Origin of the sequence: Burkholderia lata (assembly GCF_000012945.1) — a bacterium.
GTDB lineage: Bacteria > Pseudomonadota > Gammaproteobacteria > Burkholderiales > Burkholderiaceae > Burkholderia > Burkholderia lata.
Map to the genome: position 1 here is coordinate 1,417,595 of NC_007510.1, position 18,689 is coordinate 1,436,283.

The following is an 18,689-nucleotide window of genomic DNA, read 5'->3' on the forward strand; positions in this document are numbered from 1 at the left end:
GCGGACGCGTCAGGCGCGTTCTTGCACGCAAACCCACGGCGATACGACGACCGCCCACAGCTCCGGGTTGCGCGCCGCGTAATCGGCGGCGGTTTCGGCCGGCATGCGCGCGACGAGGCCTGCCGACAGCCAGCGCGTGACCTGCTCGGCATCGTCGCCGGCAACGGCTTCCGCGACGCTGACGAGATCGAGGTCGCGTGCAACGGACAGCAGCTTGCCCTGCGCGAAGAAGCGTTCGAGATCGCACCAGTCGATCTTGGCGGTTTCGCCGAGGAGTTTGGCGTAGAGCGGGCTGTGCGACGCGCCCGCGTCGGAGTGGTGATCAGAGGACATCGTTTTCTTGGAAAGACTGCGTAGTGGCGCCACTATAAACCATCCGGCCCAGCGGGCGGCTCGGGTGGCGGCCGGCCTACGCGTCGCGCAGCGCACGGCGCACGATCTTGCCGGTCGCGGTCATCGGCAGGCTGTCGACGAACGCGATCGCGCGCGGATACTCGTGCGCGGCGAGGCGTGTGCGCACATGTGCCTGCAGCGCCTGCACGAGCGCATCGTCGCCGATGTGGCCGGGATTCAGCACGATGAACGCCTTGACGATCTCGGTGCGCGTCGCGTCGGGCACGCCGACGGCGGCCGCCATCCGCACCGCAGGATGCGTGAGCAGGCAGTCCTCGATCGGGCCCGGGCCGATCCGGTAGCCGGCGCTCGTGATCACGTCGTCGTCGCGGCCGACGAAGCGCACGAAGCCGTCCGCGTCGATCGTGCCCGTGTCGCCGGTGAGCAGGTAGTCGCCGGCGAACTTGGCGCGCGTCGCGTCGGCGTTGCGCCAGTATTCGAGGAACATCACCGGGTCGGGGCGACGCACCGCGATGCGTCCTTCGACGCCGGGCGGCAGTGGCATGCCGTCCGCGTCGACGATCGCGACCGCATGGCCGGGCACCGCCTTGCCGATTGCGCCCAGCTGCGCGTCGAACAGTGCCGCGCACGACGACAGCACCATGTTGCACTCGGTTTGCCCGTAGAACTCGTTGATCGTCACGCCGAGCGCGTCGCGCCCCCAGGCCGTCAGCTCGGTGCCGAGCGACTCACCGCCGCTCGCGACGGATTTCAGCGACAGCGCGTAGCGTTCGCGCGGTGCCGCGACGGTGCGCATCAGCTTCAGCGCGGTGGGCGGCAGGAACGCATGGGTGACGCCGTGCCGTGCCATCAGCGCGAATGCCGCATCGCCGTCGAATTTCTCGAAGCGGCGCGCAAGCACCGGCACGCCGTGATGCCACGACGGCAACAGCACGTCGAGCAGGCCGCCGATCCATGCCCAGTCGGCGGGCGTCCAGAACAGGCGCGCGTCGCGCGGGAAGCACTGCTGCGACATCTCGACGCCCGGCAGGTGGCCCAGCAGCACGCGATGCGCGTGCAACGCGCCTTTCGGTTTGCCCGTCGTGCCGGACGTGTAGATGATGACCGCCGGATCGTCGGCGGCCGTATCGGCCGGCACGAAGTCGGGCGTTTCGGCGGCGAGCGCCGCGTCGTAGTGCAGCACGCCCGGCTGATCGGGCGCATCGTCGCCGATGCAGTAGACGGTATGCAATGCCGGCAGCTGGGCGCGCAGCGGCGCGATTTTCGCGTAGCCGGCCGCGTCGGTGACGAGCGCAGCCGCCTCGCTGTTTGCAAGCCGGTATTCGAGCGCATCGACGCCGAACAATGTGAAGAGCGGCACCGCGATCGCGCCGAGCTTGTACGCGGCGAGGTGCGCGATGGCCGTTTCGGGGCCCTGCGCGAGAAAGATGCCGATGCGGTCGCCGCGCCTCAGGCCTGCGCGCACAAAGCTGTTCGCGAGCCGGTTAGAGGCATTCTTCAAGTCGTCGAACGTGATGCGAAAAACATCGCCTTGCGCCGTTTCGTGGATCAGCGCGAGGCGTCCGCTGCCGTCGGCCCATTTGTCGCAGACATCCACGCCAATGTTGTAGCGTGCCGGAACGCCCCACGCGAAGCGGGAGAGCAGGTCGTCGTAGCGGTCGGCGGCGGGCAGCATCGAGGTGTCTCCTGGGGGCGAACGTGGTGTTGCGCGAGCGGCTTACATCAGGATTTCACGCAGAAAAATCCACAATGGCGTCTGAGGGTAGGGAATCTTCGTACTCGTCCAATAGCCTTGGCTCAGTGCACGATTCCACAATGACGCATAAGATCACGAAAAAATCAGTGTGTGACCATGGATTTGCTTTTGATAGCTGCGGGGTTCAGCCTGATCGGAATCGGCGTACTGGTGGCGTTTGCCCGTCACGTCGATCCGTTGTCCGGCCGGTTCACCGGACGTCTGCGCAAGCGCTGACATCACCTTTCCCGATTTTCACCGCGACGACACGCGATGCGTGCCGGCATCGCGTGTCGCCCATCGGGCGCTCAACGTGCCGGCAGGTAGCGTGACGGGTCGATCGATCGGCCGCCGTAGCGCAGCTCGAAATGCAGCGCGACGCGATCGCTGTCGCTGTTGCCCATCTCGGCGATCGACTGCCCCTGCGTGACCTGCTGGCCTTCCTTCACCAGCAGCGCGCGGTTGTGCGCGTAGGCGGTCAGGTAGTCGGCGTTGTGCTTGAGGATGATCAGGTTGCCGTAGCCGCGCAGCCCGTTACCCGCATAGACCACCACACCCGGCGCAGCCGCGACCACCGGCGTGCCCGGCGAGTTCGCGATGTCGATGCCCTTCGATTTCGAACCGTCGAACGTGCGGATCACGTTGCCGGCTGCCGGCCAGATCAGCGCGATGCTCGTGGCCGGCTTGACGGCCGATTCGACCGGTGCAGAAGGCGCGGGGCGGGCCCGGCCGGCACTGCCGGTGCCGGTGGTCGACGGCGTCGACGCGGTGGTCGTGCCGGGTGGCGGCGCGACGCGCAGCACCTGGCCGACCTCGATCGCATCGGGGTTCGTCATCTGGTTCCAGCGCACGACGTTCGACACCGACGTGCGGTTGTCGCGCGCGATCTTGTAGAGCGTATCGCCGCGCTCGACGCGATAGAACCCGGGGCCGACAGGCGCGGAGCCGCACGCGACGAGCAGGGCGGCGCAGGCGGCTGCGAAGAGTCGCTTCGTTGTTGTTCCGAACATTGAACCTCGCAAAACCCTGCCGCTCGTGACGCGGCAGGCAACACAAAACGTCCGATTTTAACGGGTTCGACCCGCGCACCGCAGTTTGGGCCGTTGCCGGGGCTGCGGCGCGCCGGTTCGGCGCGCTGCTTGATGACGTCTCGGCCTACGTATCAGCCGGCGAGCGGGAGGACGCGGATCCGCAGCGTGGCGGTTTCGGTCGCGCCCGGCGCGAGCATGCGCAGCCCGAGGCCGTTGTGGATCGCGTCCGGCAGGCCGAGCCACGGTTCGACGCAATAGAAGTCCGAATCGGGCTTCTCGGTCCAGGTCGTCACCGCGTACCACGGGATCGAACCCGGCACGTCGAGCGCGATCTCGATCGTGCGGCCGCGGCCCGGCATCACGATGCGCACCGGCGTGGCCGGCACGCCGTCGAGGCAGTGGAAGCGGTCGAGGATGTCCGGGTTGTCGAGGCGATAACGGGCTTCGCCCGGTTCGGGCGCACTGATCGAACCGTCCGCCTGCTGTGCGCAACGACGCGTCGGCGGCAGCTCGAGCGTGGTTTCGGCGCGTTCGCCGTCCGGCAGCGCGAAATAGAAATGGTGGCCGGCGTAGTAGGGCAGCGGCGTGTCGCCGCGATTGGTCGTCGTCAGCGCGACTTCGAGCGTGTGCGAGTCGGCCAGCCGGTAGGTCGTTTCGAAGCGGAAGTCGAACGGGTAACTTGCGCGCAGGGCGTCGGTCGCGTCGAGCGTCATCGACAGCGCGGCGCCATCGGCCGACGGTTGCGCGGCGAACGGCAGGTCGCGCGCGAAGCCGTGCATCGGCAGGTCGCGCACCACGCCCGCGGCGTCGCGCCAGCGGCCGAGTTCGCCGTCGACGCGGTGACGGCCGAGAAACGGGAACAGCAGCGGGTTGCCGCCGCGCACGCGCGCGAGGTTGCTCCAGTCGGCCGTTTCCGGCCAGAAGATCACCGGTTCGCCGTCGACATGCCACGACAGCAGGCGGCCGCCGAATTGCGGAGCGACCCGGACGAGCGACGGGCCGGCGTGAAGTTCGTGAATCTCGTGTTGCTGGAAGGTCGGCATGGCGAATCGGGTTGGGCGGGTGGACGGGAACGGCGCGCTCCATTATCGGGCCGTGGCGGCTCGGGGAAAACCCTTCTCGGGAAATCGCGAGTTTTTAAGACTGTCAACGGTCGGGATAATGCCTCTAAACCGGTGATGTTGCCGGGTCATGACACTTCGTGGAGGGGGCCATGGATCTGGCAATGGCAATGGGTATCGCACTGTTCGGCATGTTCACCGGCAGCACGGTATTATTTTTCTATCAGCTCGGCCGCTGACGGCAATTCCTGCCGAAGTCGAAAGGCCCGCCATGCAAATGGCGGGCTTTTTGCTTTCTGATTGCTTACAAGTTGCAAGCGTTTGTGTGCATTGCCGCAATATCCAGCCAAATGCCTTGGCGCAGTAATCCTGGCTCGGCATAATCGGGGCGCGTTTTTTTCGGACGCGCATCGCGTCGTCCGCTTTTCTTCCCGCTCAATCTTCACTAAAAGGACCGACGCGTGAGTCTCTGGTTTCTGGTATTCCTGAGCGTCCTGCAGGGCGTCACCGAACTCTTCCCCGTCAGCAGCCTTGGCCATACGCTGCTCGTGCCGGCGCTGTTCGGCATGCACATCGACAAGCACGCACCGCAACTGCTGCCGTTCCTCGTCGCGCTGCACCTCGGCACCGCGCTGGCGCTGCTGTGGTATTTCCGCGCACGCTGGGTCGCGCTGATCGGCGGCTTCTTCGCGCAGCTCGGCGGCCGCAAGAACGACGACGGGCACCTGATGTGGGCGCTCATCATCGGGACGATCCCGACCGGCATCGTCGGGCTGCTCCTCGAGAAGCGCATCGAACGCGTGTTCCACGACCTGCGGATCGTCGCGATCGCGCTGATCGTGAACGGCGTGCTGCTGTGGCTCGGCGATCGCATCCAGCGCAGCCGCGCGCATCAGGCGCCCGAGAAGATGACGTTCAAGCAGGCGTTCTTCGTGGGTCTCGCACAGATCGGCGCACTGATTCCGGGTTTTTCGCGCAGCGGGCTGACGATGATCGCCGGCAATGCAGCGGGACTGACGGCGGAGAAGGCCGCGGAATTCTCGTTCCTGCTCGGTACGCCGATCATCTTCGCGGCGGGTGTGCTCGAGCTGCCGAAGCTGTTCCATGCGCGCGACCAGCTCGCCGATGCGCTGCTCGGCGGCGTGCTGACGGCAATCGCCGCGTACCTGAGCGTACGGTTCCTGATGCGCTATTTCGAAGGGCGTGGCCGGCTGGCTTCGTTCGGCGTGTATTGCGTGATTGCCGGTGTGTTCTGCCTCGGCTGGTTCATGCTGCATCCGCAGCCGGTTTGATGCTGGGTTGGCCGGCTCGCGTGATGTGGCGCGATGATCGGGTATAATTTCGGGCTCGGCTTCATGCCGGGCCCGTTTTGTTTCGGGGCTTCGAGTCGGATGGTTTTGTCGTTGCTCGATGCCTTGCGGCAAATGCGGTCCGCGTCAGCCGTGTCTTTTCTCCCCGACCGCCCTTAGCTCAGTTGGATAGAGCAACGGCCTTCTAAGCCGTAGGTCACACGTTCGAATCGTGTAGGGCGGGCCAGTTAGATCCCTCGAAGACCTTCCCCAGTCCGCCCCGGGTTACCCAACCCCGTCACTCGACCGTCACCGATTTCGCCAGATTCCTCGGCTTGTCGATATCCGCGCCACGCAGACACGCCGCGTGATACGCGAGCAACTGCAACGGCACCACGTGCAGGATCGGCGACAACAACCCGTAGTAATCCGGCATCCGCAGCACCGACACGCCTTCACTGTTGTCGATCCGCGTATCGGCATCGGCGAACACATAAAGCTGCCCGCCGCGCGCCCGCACTTCCTGCATGTTCGACTTCAGCTTTTCGAGCAGCGCGTCGTTCGGCGCAATCGTCGCCACAGGCATCGTGTGCGTCACGAGCGCGAGCGGCCCATGCTTCAACTCACCCGCGGGATACGCCTCCGCGTGGATATACGAAATCTCCTTCAGCTTCAGCGCACCTTCCAGCGCGATCGGGTAGTGCAGCCCGCGCCCGAGAAACAGCGCATTCTCGTGTTGCGAGAATTCCGCCGCCCAGCGCTCGATCTGCGGTTCGAGCCCGAGCACATCCTCGAGCGCGCCAGGCAGCCGCCGCAGTTGCATCGTATAGCGCGCAAGCTGCGCATCGTCGACATAGCCGCGCAGCCTCCCGAGCGTGACGGCGAGAATGAACAGCGCGACGAGCTGCGTCGTGAACGCCTTGGTGGACGCGACACCGATTTCCGGGCCGGCCCGGGTCAGGAAGCGCAGGCCGGTCTGCCGCATCATCGCGCTGGTCGGCACGTTGCAGATCGCCAAGGTGTCGATATGGCCGAGCGCCTGCGCGTACTTGAGCGCGGCGAGCGTGTCGGCGGTCTCGCCGGATTGCGACACGCTCACCACCAGCGTATTCGGCGTCGCGAGCGCGTCACTGTAACGGTATTCGCTCGCAATCTCGACCTGCGCGGGCACGCGCGCAATAGTTTCAAGCCAGCGGCGCGCGGTCAGGCCGGAATAGTGACTCGTGCCGCACGCAAGAATCAGCACGTTGTCGATCTGCTCGAACGCCCGTGCCGCGTCCGGGCCGAATACGGCCGGATCGAACAGCCCCGCATCGGGGATGGTCGCGGCCACGGCCTCCGGTTGCTCGAAAATCTCCTTCTGCATGAAATGCCGGTACGGCCCGAGTTCGACCGCGGCCTGCGCGGAGGAAATGGTTTGCACCGCGCGCTCGACGGGTGCGCCGCCGCGATCGAGTACGCGCACGCCGCCAGGCGTCAACTCGACGATGTCGCCTTCCTCGAGAAAGATGAAGCGGTCGGTGATGCCGGCGAGCGCGAGCGCGTCGGAGGCGAGAAAGCATTCGCCGTCCTTCACGCCGACGACGAGCGGTGAGCCGACCTTCGCGCCGATCAGCCGTTGCGGCTCGTGCTTGCTGAACACGGCGATCGCGTACGCGCCGTGAAGCTGTGAAGTTGCCGCGCGCACGGCGGCGAGCAGGTCGCCGCGGTACTTGCTGTGGATCAGGTGCGCGACGACCTCGGTGTCGGTCTGGCCATCGAATTCGTAGTGCTCGTCGGAAAGTTGCTTGCGCAACGTTTCGTGGTTTTCGATGATGCCGTTGTGCACGAGCGCGATTTCATCGCGCGAGAAGATCGGATGCGCGTTGCAGGTTGCCGGCGCGCCGTGTGTCGCCCAGCGCGTGTGCGCGATGCCGGTGCTGCCGGTCAGGCCGGCGGTGCGCACGTGCGCGTCGAGATCGGCGACGCGCGACACGCTGCGTTCGCGACGCGCCTGGCCGTCGACGACCGTCGCCACGCCGCATGAATCGTAGCCGCGATACTCGAGGCGACGCAAACCTTCAATCAGAATCGGGACGATGTCCCGTTGCGCGACCGCGCCGACGATGCCACACATGACACGTCACCTCCCTGTTAGTCATCATGGACCGCGCGCACCGTTGCATCAGCGCGATGCGGTCGCCGTTGCCGCCGCCGTCGTGAATCCGCATCGAGCGGGTATGACGGGGTCGGCCATCCGGCTTTCGAATGCCAGATAAAGCGACTCCTCCAGTACGTTCCAGTGTGCGCCGTGCCGGTATGGGCCCGACCGGGCCTTCCAGCAGGCAACCGTGCCCCAATCGTTCATCTTGAGCGCGACCAGCCCGATCAAGCTCCACGGATAGTCGGTGTCGGCGAGTTGCGGCCAGCTCTTGCCGTACTTCCGCATCCACTGCGCGTAGATCGTCTCGCCGGATTGTTCGGGTACCTGAATACCGGACAGGAGCGGGAGGATCTGCGCGATCTTCGCCGGATAAAAGCTCGTATCGCTGACCTGCTGCGTGCTGGCGCGAAAGCCGGATTCGGTGCCGCGCCAGAAGACCTTCAGGATCGCGGATGCCAGCCGGTCGGCACGCTGGCTCCACGGTCCCGCATGCGTGTAGTCGGCGCGCCGGACGTAGTACGCCGCGAGGGCCTGGAACGCGCTGTGTACTTCGACGTTGTCCATCAGCAATGCGACATGCAGCGACGACGAGATCTGGTAGACGCCGGAGGGCTTGTCGAGCAGCGTGTCCAGATGCACGCCGGCGCGGTTCAGGCTGAGCTCCCACGCGGCGGGCAAGCCGTCGGGCGGCGCGAAGCGGGCGAGCAATTCGATCCAGGTCGCCATCATCGCGTCGTCGGTTTCCGCGTCGGCACATGCGCGGTAGCGGCCGTTCTTCACGCAGTAGCGATCGAAGCTGCCATCCGGGCGCTGGCGCGGCAGCAACCACGCGATCCAGGCGAGGGCGGCCTGACGGGCGTCGAGTTGCGCGTCGGACGCGGCGAGCAGCGCCTTCGCCGCGAAATACGGGTCGATGCCGACGCCGTTCAGGCGCACGGTGATCGCGCCATCGGCGCGTTGGTACAGCCCGTTGAGGCGGAGCTCGGCAGCGTTCGCATGCAGCGCGAAACCGCACGCAGCGATACAGCAGGCGACGTGCCACCGGCGACACAGCGCGACGGTGGCCGCTACGCGCGAGCGTACGGTCGGGCAAAGCGCGGGCCGATTCATGGTCTTGGGCTCCTGCGCGGCGGTCCTGTGCAATCGTCGCCGGGCGCGGCGTTGGCCGCGTCGCGCCCGGCGAGCGTGTCGACGTTGTGGCTCGGTTCACCGTGGCGAGGGTGAACCAGAGGCTGTTGCGTTCACGGACCGGTTCGCTACTTCGGAGCCGGAACCAGGCTCGTAGATCGCGCGTACTTCAACAGGACACGTCGGCACGTTCGGCGCGCTGGATCGCTGGTCTTTCGCTCCAGGCGGACGCGTCGCGTTTCCTTCCTGTTGTGTTGCCTGGGCGCTCCCGTTCGTCCGCTGCCGGGCGAGTGCTTCGGGGCACGCCTGACTGTCATTAAGCAAGGCGTGAGCCATCGGCCGCGATGCCGCGCGCAGCAAGGGGCGGGGGTGAAGGGGGGGCGCGTGGCGCGAACCACGGCGGCGAATTTTGATTCATCGAAGAATCAGCGTGCGCGCAGGCCGAATGCCCGCGCGCGATCGATGTCGCAGCCCGCACGCGTCGTGCGTCGAGCGAATTGTCTGCCGAACCTGTGCCGCCTTGGCAGCACGACGCTGCGCGGAGATGCGCATCGCGTCGTTCGTTGCGTGTGCATCGGCCGAATTGCCGGAGCGTTCCATGAGAGCGCGTGCGCTGCATGGGCCGGACTCCGATGCAACCACCCCGTTCCGGACCCGCGTTACACATTCGCAACATTTCCCGCCGCGTTGATTCGTGCGACGTGAATGACGTTGCGTGTCGGGTGAATCCGTCGTGCACGACCGTGGCCGCGCGTTCGATCGTGCGGCCGACTGCACTGACAAAAGGAGCGGATCAAGGAAGCGCAACGCGCTTCGACGGATGCGAGCGATCCGATGCGCAATGGACGCTCGACATGAGTGCGAGATTCGTCGGACGACGTCGTCGAAGGGGGCGTGCGACTGCCCCGATGTTTGCCTGTATCGCGCCTGATTGGCGCTGAGACACGCGTAGCAGTTGTGAAACATTCCGTCGCGCACCGCGTATGCGCGGGGCATGCAGGGTGAACCGGGCACGGTCGCAGGGCGGCTGGTTTGAATATTGCTGTAGAGGAAAGGACGTGACGAACAGACGTGACGCCTGGCCAAGCGAGGAACGACTCATGACGTGACGGATCAAGTGCAACGGGACGCCGGTAGTACGACGATTCGCGTGGCGTAGACCGCGTGAACCGGGCGGCACGCTCGCTCCGCGACACCGCAACGTGTCGACCGCGTGCGAGTACGGGAGGTGCCGCCTGAATACATGCTTCGCGCCACGAGCAGGGTCATTCAGCGCGAAATGGCTCAACGAGGATAACGATGAAGAAGATTTTGCTTGTGTTCGGGACTCGGCCTGAGGCCATCAAGATGGCACCGCTGGTGCGTGCATTGAAGGCGCAAGCGGGTGTCGACGCCAGGGTATGCGTGACCGCGCAGCATCGCGAAATGCTCGATCAGGTGCTGACGCTATTCGACATCAAGCCCGACTACGATCTCAACGTGATGCGCCAAAGTCAGACGTTGACCGACGTGACGACCGGCATTCTGCAGGCAATCGGCATCGTCTTCGACGAATTGCGTCCGGACGTCGTGCTGGTACACGGCGATACGACGACCACGCTCGCGGTCAGTCTTGCTGCGTTCTATCGCTATTTGCCTGTCGGGCACGTCGAGGCCGGCTTGCGCAGCGGCGACATCTGGTCGCCGTGGCCGGAGGAGTTGAACCGCCGCGTGACCGACGCGGTGTCGTCGTGGCATTTCGCGCCGACCGGGCAGGCACGCGACAACCTGCTCAGCGAGGGCGTACCGGGCGGGGCGGTCGTGTTGACGGGCAACACCGTGATCGATGCGCTGCACGAGGTCAAGCGCATGCTGGACTGCACCGGTGCGCTGGCGGAAAAGGTCGCCGAACAGTTTCCGTTTCTCGAACCGTCGCGGCGCGTGGTGCTGATCACCGGGCATCGACGAGAAAGTTTCGGCGAACCGTTCCAGAATTTCTGCGACGCACTGTGCACGCTCGCGAATCGCTATCCCGACGCGCAGTTCGTCTATCCGCTGCACATGAATCCGAACGTGCGGGAGCCGGCGCGCGCGCGGCTCGGCCACCTGTCGAATATCTACCTGATCGAGCCGCAGGAGTATCTGTCGTTCGTATTCCTGATGTCGCGTGCGCATTTCATCATCACCGATTCGGGCGGCATTCAGGAAGAAGGGCCGGCGCTGGGCAAGCCGGTACTGGTCACGCGCGAGACGACGGAGCGGCCGGAGGCGATCCAGGCGGGCACCGCGCGGCTCGTCGGCACCGATCAGGAGCGGATCGTGTGGGAGGCGTCACGGCTGTTCGACAGCGAGAGCGCGTACGGGGAAATGGCGCGCGCGAGCAATCCGTATGGCGACGGTCATGCGAGCGAGCGGATCGTTCACGCGCTGATGCGCAATCCGGGGGTACCGTCGAAGGCGACGAGCTTTTCGATGGGGGCGTCGGAGGTGCCGTTCAACCCGCTCACGCTGGGGTTGCAGGCGTTGCGGTCGCGTTGAACGTGCGATTGCATGAAGCACCTGCGCTCGGCTTCGACACCCGGTGAAGCCGACGGTGTTTCATTCATGATTCATCCGGCACGGACGCGCGAGACGGACGACGTCGGACTCAATCGAGACGGTGCGTTTCGATCGCGCCTATCCGGCTTTCGCATGCCGGCGCGCCGGTGCGCAGATGCGCGACAAGGTCGCGGGTCGTCGATGCGCGCGTCAACATCAGGCAGGTGACTTCGGGCTGCTCCACGCGCGTCGCATGCCACGTGCGCGGGTGCATCACGAGCCCCTGCCCGGGGTCGATGCGGAACGCACGCATCGTCGACAGGTCGGGCGCGCCATCCGGCATCGAACAAGCGACGACATGAACGATCGAACCCGTCAGCGGGACGATCGCCTGCTCGGTCAGGTCGTGCGTTTCGAGCGTGCTGACGCTCAGGTCGCGATTGCGATAGCGGACCCACAGAATTTCCGCCGTGTCCGGCGTGCCCGGATCGAACAGGTGTTCGCGCCAGAAATCGGACGGCGGACTAACGAACACGGGCGTATCGCCATCGGTTCTCGGCGGTTTGCCCAGCATCGTGCCGTACGGAGAGCAGGCGTCCGCGGTAAGCGGTTGAATCGGAATGGTCGGCATGGCGCAGAGGGGTGTCGTCGGGATCAGGTGTTTGAAGGGGGCGCGCTGACGGTTTCCGGAAGCAGCGCGAATTGCGGTCCGTTCACGAGCGCGAAGTCGAGCATGACGGCGAGCGCGAGCCGGGCGATCGACTCGGGCAGCAGGCTGTCGGGGTTGCGCCGGTAGGCGGCGATCAGCGGCAGGGCCGGCACGCGGTGAGTCACTTTCAGCATCTGCAGCCTGGCATCGGCCAGCTCCTTCATCACGAAGGCGCTCGGCAATACGGCAATGCCGAAGCCGTCGATCACCATGTGGATGATGGCGGCGACCGACGACATGCAGTTGATCTGGGCAGTCGGCTCGCCGACCGATTCGAACAGGTCGACCAGGAACGTATGCGGCAGCGAGTGGCGCGCGAACCCGATGATCGGAAAGGCGGCGAGCTCCGCTTCCGACAGCGCCTCGTCCGAAATGTTGAGGGACGGGCTGGCGATCCAGCACATCGGCAAGCTGCCGAGCGCAATGCTCGACGTCTCCGTGCCGGTCGTCACGGTGGTCTGCAGTGCCACGTCGATGTGGCCGCTGGCCAGCTGGGCAACGAGATGCGACGAGGTGTCGCCGGTCAGTTCGATGGTGAGATTCGGATATTCGTCGCGTACGCGCTTCAGGAGTTCGGGCAGCCACGTGTGAATGATCGATTCCACGGCGCCGAGCCTCAGCAATCCGGAAATCTTCGAGCGGTCGCCGACGCTGTCGAGCATCAGCTGGTTCAGCTTGAGTATCTGTTCCGCGAAGGGGAGCGCTTTCGTGCCGACCTGGGTCAGCGTGACTTCACGCGGCCCGCGGTCGAACAGCCGCACGCCCATTTCCTGTTCGAGTGCGGAAATGCGGCTCGATATCGCCGCCTGGGTCGCGTGCATGCGTTCGGCGGTCAGGCGGAAGTTGCGCAGACGGGCCAACCAGACGAAGGTCTCGAGAAAACGCACGTTCATGTCGCGTGACCCAAAGTTGCGAGGTTGAGCGGCAGTTTAGCGCGGCGTGCCGCCCGTCATGGCGGAAAAATCTCGTGGTTGACTCGGGAAAATCCTGACGAGCGGGGGCGATTGCATTGCAGCGCGCGGTTCGACGGCCGGGCCGCGCGTGCCATGCGCCGCGATAAGTTTTATTTGTCGGCGGCGAACGGAATTTGTCGTTGGACGCGGAATTTCGGCGATTGAACACTGGGTCGCATGCAGTCGCCCGGTCGGGAATCATGGCGGCTGCAGCGTTCGTTCACTTCGATCACGGAGCCGCCAGTGAAGCCTATCTCTCCCCGCATGCCGCTCGTCGGCGCAACCGTCGTGCTGGTCGCGGCAAGCATGCAGGCCCGCGCGGACACTCCATCCGTCGTGCTCATCGGGCATGCCGCGCCGCTCACCGGGCAACTGGCGAACATGGGCAAGGACAGCGAGAATGCCGCGCGTCTTGCCATCGAGGAAATCAACAGCCGCCAGCCGGTCGTCGGCGGCAAACCGGTGCGCTTCCAGCTCGATTCGCAGGACGACGCGGCCGATCCGCGTACCGGCACGCAGGTCGCGCAGAAGCTGGTGGACGATGGCGTCGTCGCGGTGGTCGGCGACATCAATTCGGGCGTGTCCATTCCGGCGTCACGGATCTACAACGACGCGCACGTCACGCAGATATCGCAGGGTTCGACGAATCCGGTGTTCACGCAGCAGGGGTATCGGACGACCTATCGCCTGGTCGCGACGGACGCGATGCAGGGGCCGGCGCTGGCGCGATACGCCATCGCGACGCTCGGGGCAAAGCGCGTGGCCGTCATCGACGATTCGACCGCGTACGGCCAGGGGCTCGCGAACGAATTCGAGAAGGCGGCAAAGGCGTCGGGGGCCCAGGTCGTCACGCGAGAGGCAACGAACGACAAGGCGATCGACTTTCGCGCGATCCTCACCAAGATCAAGGGCCTGCAGCCCGACGTGATCATGTACGGCGGCTCGGACGCGACGGCCGGCCCGCTGGTGAAGCAGGCGGCGAATCTGGGGATTCGGGCGCGCGTGCTGGGCGGGGACGGGGCCTGCACCGACAAGATGATCGGGCTGGCGGGCGACGCGATCGACAACCTGGTCTGTTCGGAGGCCGGCCTTGCATTGTCGAAGATGCCGAAAGGGCAGGATTTCAACAATCGGTACGTGGCCCGCTACAACGCGCAGATCGATGCGTACGCGCCGTTTGCGTACGATGCCGTGTACGTCATCTACGATGCGATCAAGCGTGCCGGGTCGACGGATCGGGCGAAAGTGCTCGCGGCGATGCCCGCCACGCAGTATGACGGCGTGACCGGGAGGATCGCGTTCGATTCGCGCGGCGACCTGAAGAATGCCGCGATCACGATCTATCGCTTCAAGGACCACAAGAAGGCCGTCGCGGACGTGGTCCGGATGTAACGAAGCATCGCCGCGAACCCGTCGCGCATCGATTCGCGGGACTTCCCGTCCGGGCGCGACGCTCGACCCCCGTGGGCACGCACGCCGTCCCTCGTGGGTGGAGTGGCTGCCTCGCGTCCCCGTCGCGCCGCTCGCCGGGACCGGCTCGTCAGTCGGTCCCGTCCGCATGACGCACGTCATGCGTCACCGAGTCTCCCTCAACGTTTCCCTCCGGATTGCCACGTCAGCGCCGATACGTACGGTCACGTACGGTCGGCGCAAAACTGCCGCACATCAGTTAGAGTTGGAGCCCGAGCCATTCCGCATACGATTCTGGCTCCGCTGAGCAATGTCGAAGCCGCCGGGGCGGAACATGGCACGCAGGTGCCGCGATCCGAGTCGCCGTTTCTGGCAGTCCCGACATGCTCGCGTTGCCTGGGTGACGGTTTGCGTGGGGCAGAATCCGGGGCGGGTGCGTGTCCGCGATCAATCCGGATCGCAGGCCCGACAGCCATCGCCAGCCAGCCGCACCGATAACCACGCATTGACCGCTGGTCCTGCCGGCGGAGCAGTCCACAAGACGGTACCGGGCCGGCGCAACAGAACGCACCCGCTGCCGTTCGAATCCCCACCCGGCACCCGTGGTGCGATGCGGGCGCCTCGACCAGGAGGTGAACGATGATCACGCTGACCGTCAACGGTAGCGAGCAGCACTTCGACGGCAATCCGGACATGCCGTTGCTCTGGTATCTGCGCGATGTCCTCGGCCACACCGGCACCAAATTCGGCTGCGGCATGGCACTGTGCGGCGCGTGCACCGTACACCTCGACGGTGTCGCGATCCGGTCGTGCATCACCCCGGTCGCGGCGGCTTCCGGCAAGCGCGTGACGACGATCGAGGGACTGTCGACGGACCTCGATCATCCGTTGCAGCAGGCCTGGCAGGAACTGAACGTCGCGCAATGCGGCTACTGCCAGTCCGGACAGATCATGCAGGCCGCGTCGTTGCTGAAGACGAATCCCCATCCGACCGACGCCGACATCGACGATGCGATGTCCGGCAACATCTGCCGCTGCGGCACCTATACGCGCATTCGCGCGGCGATTCGCCTAGCCGTGCGCCGCGGAGGTGCCGCATGAGCGCGCCCGAACTCTCCGTCCATAACGAAAGCCGCCGCGCGCTGCTGCTCGGCTTCGCATCCGGCGGGCTGCTGCTCGCGTTCGGCGTGCCGTCGCTCGTGTGCGCAGCCGTGCCGGTGCAGCCGCCCGTCAGCGCGAATCCGCAGTATGGCGGCGCAGGGATGCCGCACGGGTTGCGCGACGATCCGCACCTGTTCGTCGCGATCGCGCCGGACGGCACGGTCACCGTGACCTGCATCCGCTCCGAGATGGGGCAGGGCGTGCGCACGAGCGTCGCGCTCGTGGTGGCGGACGAGCTGGGTGCCGACTGGGCACGCGTGAAGGTCGCGCAGGCCGTCGGCGACGAGCCGCGCTACGGCAACCAGAACACCGACGGATCGCGCAGCCTGCGCCAGAGTTTCGCCGCGCTGCGCCGCGCGGGCGCAGCCGCGCGCACGATGCTCGAACAGGCGGCTGCCGCGGCGTGGGGCGTCGATACGCGTCAGGTCAAGGCGACGGTGCATGAGGTCGTCGACACGAAGAGCGGGCGCAAGCTCGGCTTCGGCGAACTGGCGGCGAAAGCGGCCGCGCTGCCGGCACCGGATCCGGCAACGGTGGCGCTGAAAGCGCCGGCCGAATTCCGCTATATCGGCAAGGGCGAAACCGCGCTGATCGACGGGCGCGATATCGTCGGCGGCCGCGCGCACTACGGGATCGACACGCGGCTCGACGGGATGCTGTATGCGGTCGTCGCACGCCCGCCGGCGTACGGTGACACGGTGGCGTCGTTCGACGCATCGGCGGCGGAGAAGCTGCCGGGTGTCGTCAAGGTCGTGCCGCTCGCGCCGACGCCGCTGCCGTCGGGATTCCAGCCGCTCGGCGGCGTGGCCGTCGTCGCGCACGATACGTGGACGGCGATCCAGGCGCGTGCGCAGCTGAAGATCGACTGGAAGCGCGGGCCCCATGCGAACTACGATTCGGCCGCCTATCGCAAGACGCTCGAAGCGGCTGCCGCGCAACCGGGCGACGTGATCCGCAATGATGGCGACGCGGCCACGGCGCTCGCCGGCGCCGCGAAGCGCGTGCGTGCGACTTACTACATCCCGCATCTCGCGCACGCGACGATGGAGCCGCCGGCGGCCGTCGCGCGCGTGGCGGACGGCCGCTGCGAAGTGTGGACCTGCACGCAGGCGCCGCAGACCACGCGCGACGAGGTCGCGAAAGCGCTCGGGTTGCCGACGGAGCGCGTGACGGTCAACGTGACGCTGCTCGGCGGCGGTTTCGGCCGCAAGTCGAAACCCGATTACGTGGTGGAGGCGGCGCTGCTGTCGAAGGCGGTCGGCGCGCCCGTCAAGCTGACGTTCACGCGCGAGGACGACATCGCGCACGACTATTTCCACGCGGTGTCGCTCGAGGCGTTCGAGGGCGGGATCGATGCATCGGGGAAAGTGGTCGCGTGGCAGCATCGCACGGTCGCGCCGTCGATCCAGTCGACGTTCCGGGCCGGCGTCGTGCATGAGCAGCCGGGCGAGCTCGCGCAGGGGATTGCGGACCTGCCGTTCGCGATTCCGAACGTGCGAATCGAAAATCCGGCTGCGGAAGCGCATACGCGGATCGGCTGGTTCCGCTCGGTCTACAACATCCCGCATGCGTTCGGGATCCAGAGCTTCGTGTCGGAGCTGGCGCATGCGGCCGGTCGCGACCCGAAGGATTTCCTGCTCGAACTGATCGGGCCTGCGCGGCGATTCGAGCCGCACATCACGGTGAAGAACGTGAACTACGGCGAGGATCCGGCGCTGTATCCGGTCGATACCGGCCGGCTGCGGCGCGTGGTCGAGACGGTCGCGCGCGAGGCCGGCTGGGGGCGCAAGCTGCCGAAGGGGTACGGGCTCGGGATCGCCGCGCATCGCAGCTTCGTGTCGTACACGGCGGCGGTGTGCGAGGTGCAGGTCGATGCCGACGGCAAGATCACGGTGCCGCGGGTCGACATCGCGATCGACTGCGGGCCGCAGGTCAATCCGGAGCGGGTACGCTCGCAGCTCGAGGGCGCGGTGGTGATGGGGCTCGGCATCGCGCTGCACGGCGAGATCACATTCAAGGACGGCCATCCGGAGCAGAGCAACTTCAACGGCTTCCAGGTGCTGCGCATGAACGAGGCGCCGCGCGAAATCCGTGTGCATCTCGTCGCACCGGACGATTTTGCGACCCCGCTCGGCGGCGTGGGCGAGCCGGGCCTGCCGCCCGTTGCGCCGGCGCTGACCAATGCGATCTTCGCGGCGACCGGCACGCGCATCCGCAGCCTGCCGGTTGCCGACCAGCTCGCGAAGCCCCGCGCGGGGTGACACAATCCCCAGGCCGGGCCGCATCGTGCGGCCCGGTACGCATCCATCCTTGAACAAGGAGTGTCGACGTGGCCTCATCCGATGTCAGCGTGAAGCAGGCAGTTTCCCCCACCGAATGGGATGCGCGAGTCAACCTGGCGGCGGCTTACCGCCTCACCGCGCTGTTCGGCTGGGACGATCTCGTGTTCACCCATATTTCCGCGCGCGTGCCCGGCCCGGAGCATCACTTCCTGATCAACCCGTACGGCATGATGTTCGACGAGATCACGGCATCGTCGCTGGTGAAGGTCGATCTCGACGGACGCAAGGTGTCCGAATCACCTTACGAGATCAACCCGGCCGGCTTCACGATCCACAGCGCGGTGCATACGGCCCGCGACGACGCGCTGTGCGTGATGCATACGCATTCGATCAACGGCGTCGCCGTGTCGGCGCAGGAAGGGGGCTTGCTTCCGCTGTCGCAGCAGTCGCTCGGCGTGCTGGCGTCGCTCGGCTATCACGACTACGAGGGCATTGCGCTCAACGAGGGCGAGAAGGCGCGCCTCGTGCACGACCTCGGCGCCAACACGAACCTGATGCTGCGCAACCACGGCCTGCTGACCGTCGGCGCGACGCCGGCAGACGCGTTCGTCGCGATGTACTTCTTCGAAGCGGCCTGCATGATACAGGTCCGTGCACAGGCGGGCGGCTCGGCGCTGTTGCCGATCGCGCAACCGATTCTCGACGGCATCAAGCAGCAGATCGCCGCCGTGACGCGCGGGATGGGCGCCGGGGCGCTCGTCTGGCCCGGCCTGCTGCGCCGGCTCGACCGGCGCAATCCCGGTTACGCGGACTAGGGCATCCGTCGCGCATCTGTCGTTGTCGTTTTAGAACGACCGTGCTAAATTCCCGCCAGCACTAGCGGTCACGGAACCCTTCATTCGGCTGACGAAGCCGG

Annotated in this window: 14 protein-coding genes and 1 tRNA gene; 7 read left to right on the forward strand and 8 right to left on the reverse strand. The window is 66.2% G+C overall.

The window, feature by feature from the left end:
• Positions 1–9 precede the first annotated feature (9 nt).
• The 4 genes from BCEP18194_RS12390 to BCEP18194_RS12405 all read right to left on the reverse strand — a co-directional run bounded on the left by BCEP18194_RS12390 (position 10) and on the right by BCEP18194_RS12405 (position 4,163).
• Positions 10–333 carry a DUF2288 domain-containing protein gene (locus BCEP18194_RS12390; RefSeq protein WP_041492800.1) on the reverse strand — a complete coding sequence of 108 codons (324 nt, stop codon included), beginning with the start codon at positions 331–333 and terminating at the stop codon, positions 10–12.
• Positions 334–409: 76 nt separating this feature from the next.
• The gene (locus BCEP18194_RS12395; RefSeq protein WP_011351625.1) at positions 410–2,029 is read right to left on the reverse strand and encodes an acyl-CoA synthetase; all 1,620 of its coding nucleotides are present in this window, start codon (positions 2,027–2,029) and stop codon (positions 410–412) included.
• A gap of 368 nt (positions 2,030–2,397) precedes the next feature.
• A complete protein-coding gene (locus BCEP18194_RS12400) occupies positions 2,398–3,099 on the reverse strand; it encodes a peptidoglycan DD-metalloendopeptidase family protein (RefSeq protein ID WP_011351626.1) in 702 nt (233 codons plus the stop codon).
• Positions 3,100–3,251: 152 nt separating this feature from the next.
• Positions 3,252–4,163 (reverse strand): aldose 1-epimerase, encoded by a 912-nt coding sequence (locus BCEP18194_RS12405; RefSeq protein WP_011351627.1) that lies wholly within the window; start codon positions 4,161–4,163, stop codon positions 3,252–3,254.
• 479 nt (positions 4,164–4,642) lie between these two features.
• Here BCEP18194_RS12405 and BCEP18194_RS12410 point away from each other — a divergent pair, with 479 nt between their 5' ends.
• A complete protein-coding gene (locus BCEP18194_RS12410; protein WP_011351628.1) occupies positions 4,643–5,473 on the forward strand; it encodes an undecaprenyl-diphosphate phosphatase in 831 nt (276 codons plus the stop codon).
• Positions 5,474–5,640: 167 nt separating this feature from the next.
• Positions 5,641–5,717: transfer RNA gene (locus BCEP18194_RS12415), tRNA-Arg, on the forward strand.
• 51 nt (positions 5,718–5,768) lie between these two features.
• On the opposite strand, the gene glmS is transcribed toward BCEP18194_RS12415, so the two are convergent.
• A complete protein-coding gene (gene glmS / locus BCEP18194_RS12420; RefSeq protein WP_011351629.1) occupies positions 5,769–7,586 on the reverse strand; it encodes a glutamine--fructose-6-phosphate transaminase (isomerizing) in 1,818 nt (605 codons plus the stop codon).
• Between the two features lie 48 nt (positions 7,587–7,634).
• The gene (locus tag BCEP18194_RS12425) at positions 7,635–8,723 is read right to left on the reverse strand and encodes a hypothetical protein (RefSeq protein WP_011351630.1); all 1,089 of its coding nucleotides are present in this window, start codon (positions 8,721–8,723) and stop codon (positions 7,635–7,637) included.
• 1,317 nt (positions 8,724–10,040) lie between these two features.
• Between BCEP18194_RS12425 and wecB the strand changes: the two genes are divergently transcribed.
• Positions 10,041–11,258 carry a non-hydrolyzing UDP-N-acetylglucosamine 2-epimerase gene (gene wecB, locus BCEP18194_RS12435; protein WP_011351632.1) on the forward strand — a complete coding sequence of 406 codons (1,218 nt, stop codon included), beginning with the start codon at positions 10,041–10,043 and terminating at the stop codon, positions 11,256–11,258.
• A gap of 109 nt (positions 11,259–11,367) precedes the next feature.
• Here the strand turns inward: wecB and BCEP18194_RS12440 are convergent, their stop codons facing one another.
• Both BCEP18194_RS12440 and BCEP18194_RS12445 read right to left on the reverse strand, forming a co-directional pair.
• Positions 11,368–11,889 carry an ureidoglycolate lyase gene (locus tag BCEP18194_RS12440; protein ID WP_011351633.1) on the reverse strand — a complete coding sequence of 174 codons (522 nt, stop codon included), beginning with the start codon at positions 11,887–11,889 and terminating at the stop codon, positions 11,368–11,370.
• A 23-nt stretch (positions 11,890–11,912) separates the two neighbouring features.
• A complete protein-coding gene (locus BCEP18194_RS12445) occupies positions 11,913–12,860 on the reverse strand; it encodes a LysR family transcriptional regulator (protein WP_011351634.1) in 948 nt (315 codons plus the stop codon).
• Positions 12,861–13,226: 366 nt separating this feature from the next.
• Between BCEP18194_RS12445 and BCEP18194_RS12450 the strand changes: the two genes are divergently transcribed.
• The 4 genes from BCEP18194_RS12450 (at position 13,227) to BCEP18194_RS12465 (ending at position 18,588) form a co-directional block, all read left to right on the forward strand.
• Complete coding sequence (locus tag BCEP18194_RS12450; RefSeq protein WP_341864840.1) at positions 13,227–14,312, forward strand: branched-chain amino acid ABC transporter substrate-binding protein; 1,086 nt, start codon at positions 13,227–13,229, stop codon at positions 14,310–14,312.
• 657 nt (positions 14,313–14,969) lie between these two features.
• Positions 14,970–15,431: a (2Fe-2S)-binding protein gene (locus BCEP18194_RS12455; protein ID WP_011351636.1), complete on the forward strand. Its 462-nt coding sequence runs from the start codon at positions 14,970–14,972 to the stop codon at positions 15,429–15,431.
• Positions 15,428–17,752: a xanthine dehydrogenase family protein molybdopterin-binding subunit gene (locus tag BCEP18194_RS12460; protein ID WP_011351637.1), complete on the forward strand. Its 2,325-nt coding sequence runs from the start codon at positions 15,428–15,430 to the stop codon at positions 17,750–17,752. Before BCEP18194_RS12455 ends, BCEP18194_RS12460 begins: the two co-directional genes overlap by 4 nt.
• 68 nt (positions 17,753–17,820) lie before the next feature.
• Positions 17,821–18,588, forward strand: coding sequence for a class II aldolase/adducin family protein (locus BCEP18194_RS12465; RefSeq protein ID WP_011351638.1), 768 nt, complete (start codon positions 17,821–17,823; stop codon positions 18,586–18,588).
• The last annotated feature ends 101 nt before the right edge of the window (positions 18,589–18,689 follow it).

Excerpts from the sequence above, each read along its gene's own strand:
- BCEP18194_RS12390 (WP_041492800.1), bottom strand. The coding sequence starts at position 333 with ATGTCCTCTGATCACCACTCCGACGCGGGCGCGTCGCACAGCCCGCTC.
- BCEP18194_RS12395 (WP_011351625.1), bottom strand. The coding sequence starts at position 2,029 with ATGCTGCCCGCCGCCGACCGCTACGACGACCTGCTCTCCCGCTTCGCG.
- BCEP18194_RS12400 (WP_011351626.1), bottom strand. The coding sequence starts at position 3,099 with ATGTTCGGAACAACAACGAAGCGACTCTTCGCAGCCGCCTGCGCCGCC.
- BCEP18194_RS12405 (WP_011351627.1), bottom strand. The coding sequence starts at position 4,163 with ATGCCGACCTTCCAGCAACACGAGATTCACGAACTTCACGCCGGCCCG.
- glmS (WP_011351629.1), bottom strand. The coding sequence starts at position 7,586 with ATGTGTGGCATCGTCGGCGCGGTCGCGCAACGGGACATCGTCCCGATT.
- BCEP18194_RS12425 (WP_011351630.1), bottom strand. The coding sequence starts at position 8,723 with ATGAATCGGCCCGCGCTTTGCCCGACCGTACGCTCGCGCGTAGCGGCC.
- wecB (WP_011351632.1), top strand. The coding sequence starts at position 10,041 with ATGAAGAAGATTTTGCTTGTGTTCGGGACTCGGCCTGAGGCCATCAAG.
- BCEP18194_RS12440 (WP_011351633.1), bottom strand. The coding sequence starts at position 11,889 with ATGCCGACCATTCCGATTCAACCGCTTACCGCGGACGCCTGCTCTCCG.
- BCEP18194_RS12445 (WP_011351634.1), bottom strand. The coding sequence starts at position 12,860 with ATGAACGTGCGTTTTCTCGAGACCTTCGTCTGGTTGGCCCGTCTGCGC.
- BCEP18194_RS12450 (WP_341864840.1), top strand. The coding sequence starts at position 13,227 with ATGCAGGCCCGCGCGGACACTCCATCCGTCGTGCTCATCGGGCATGCC.
- BCEP18194_RS12455 (WP_011351636.1), top strand. The coding sequence starts at position 14,970 with ATGATCACGCTGACCGTCAACGGTAGCGAGCAGCACTTCGACGGCAAT.
- BCEP18194_RS12460 (WP_011351637.1), top strand. The coding sequence starts at position 15,428 with ATGAGCGCGCCCGAACTCTCCGTCCATAACGAAAGCCGCCGCGCGCTG.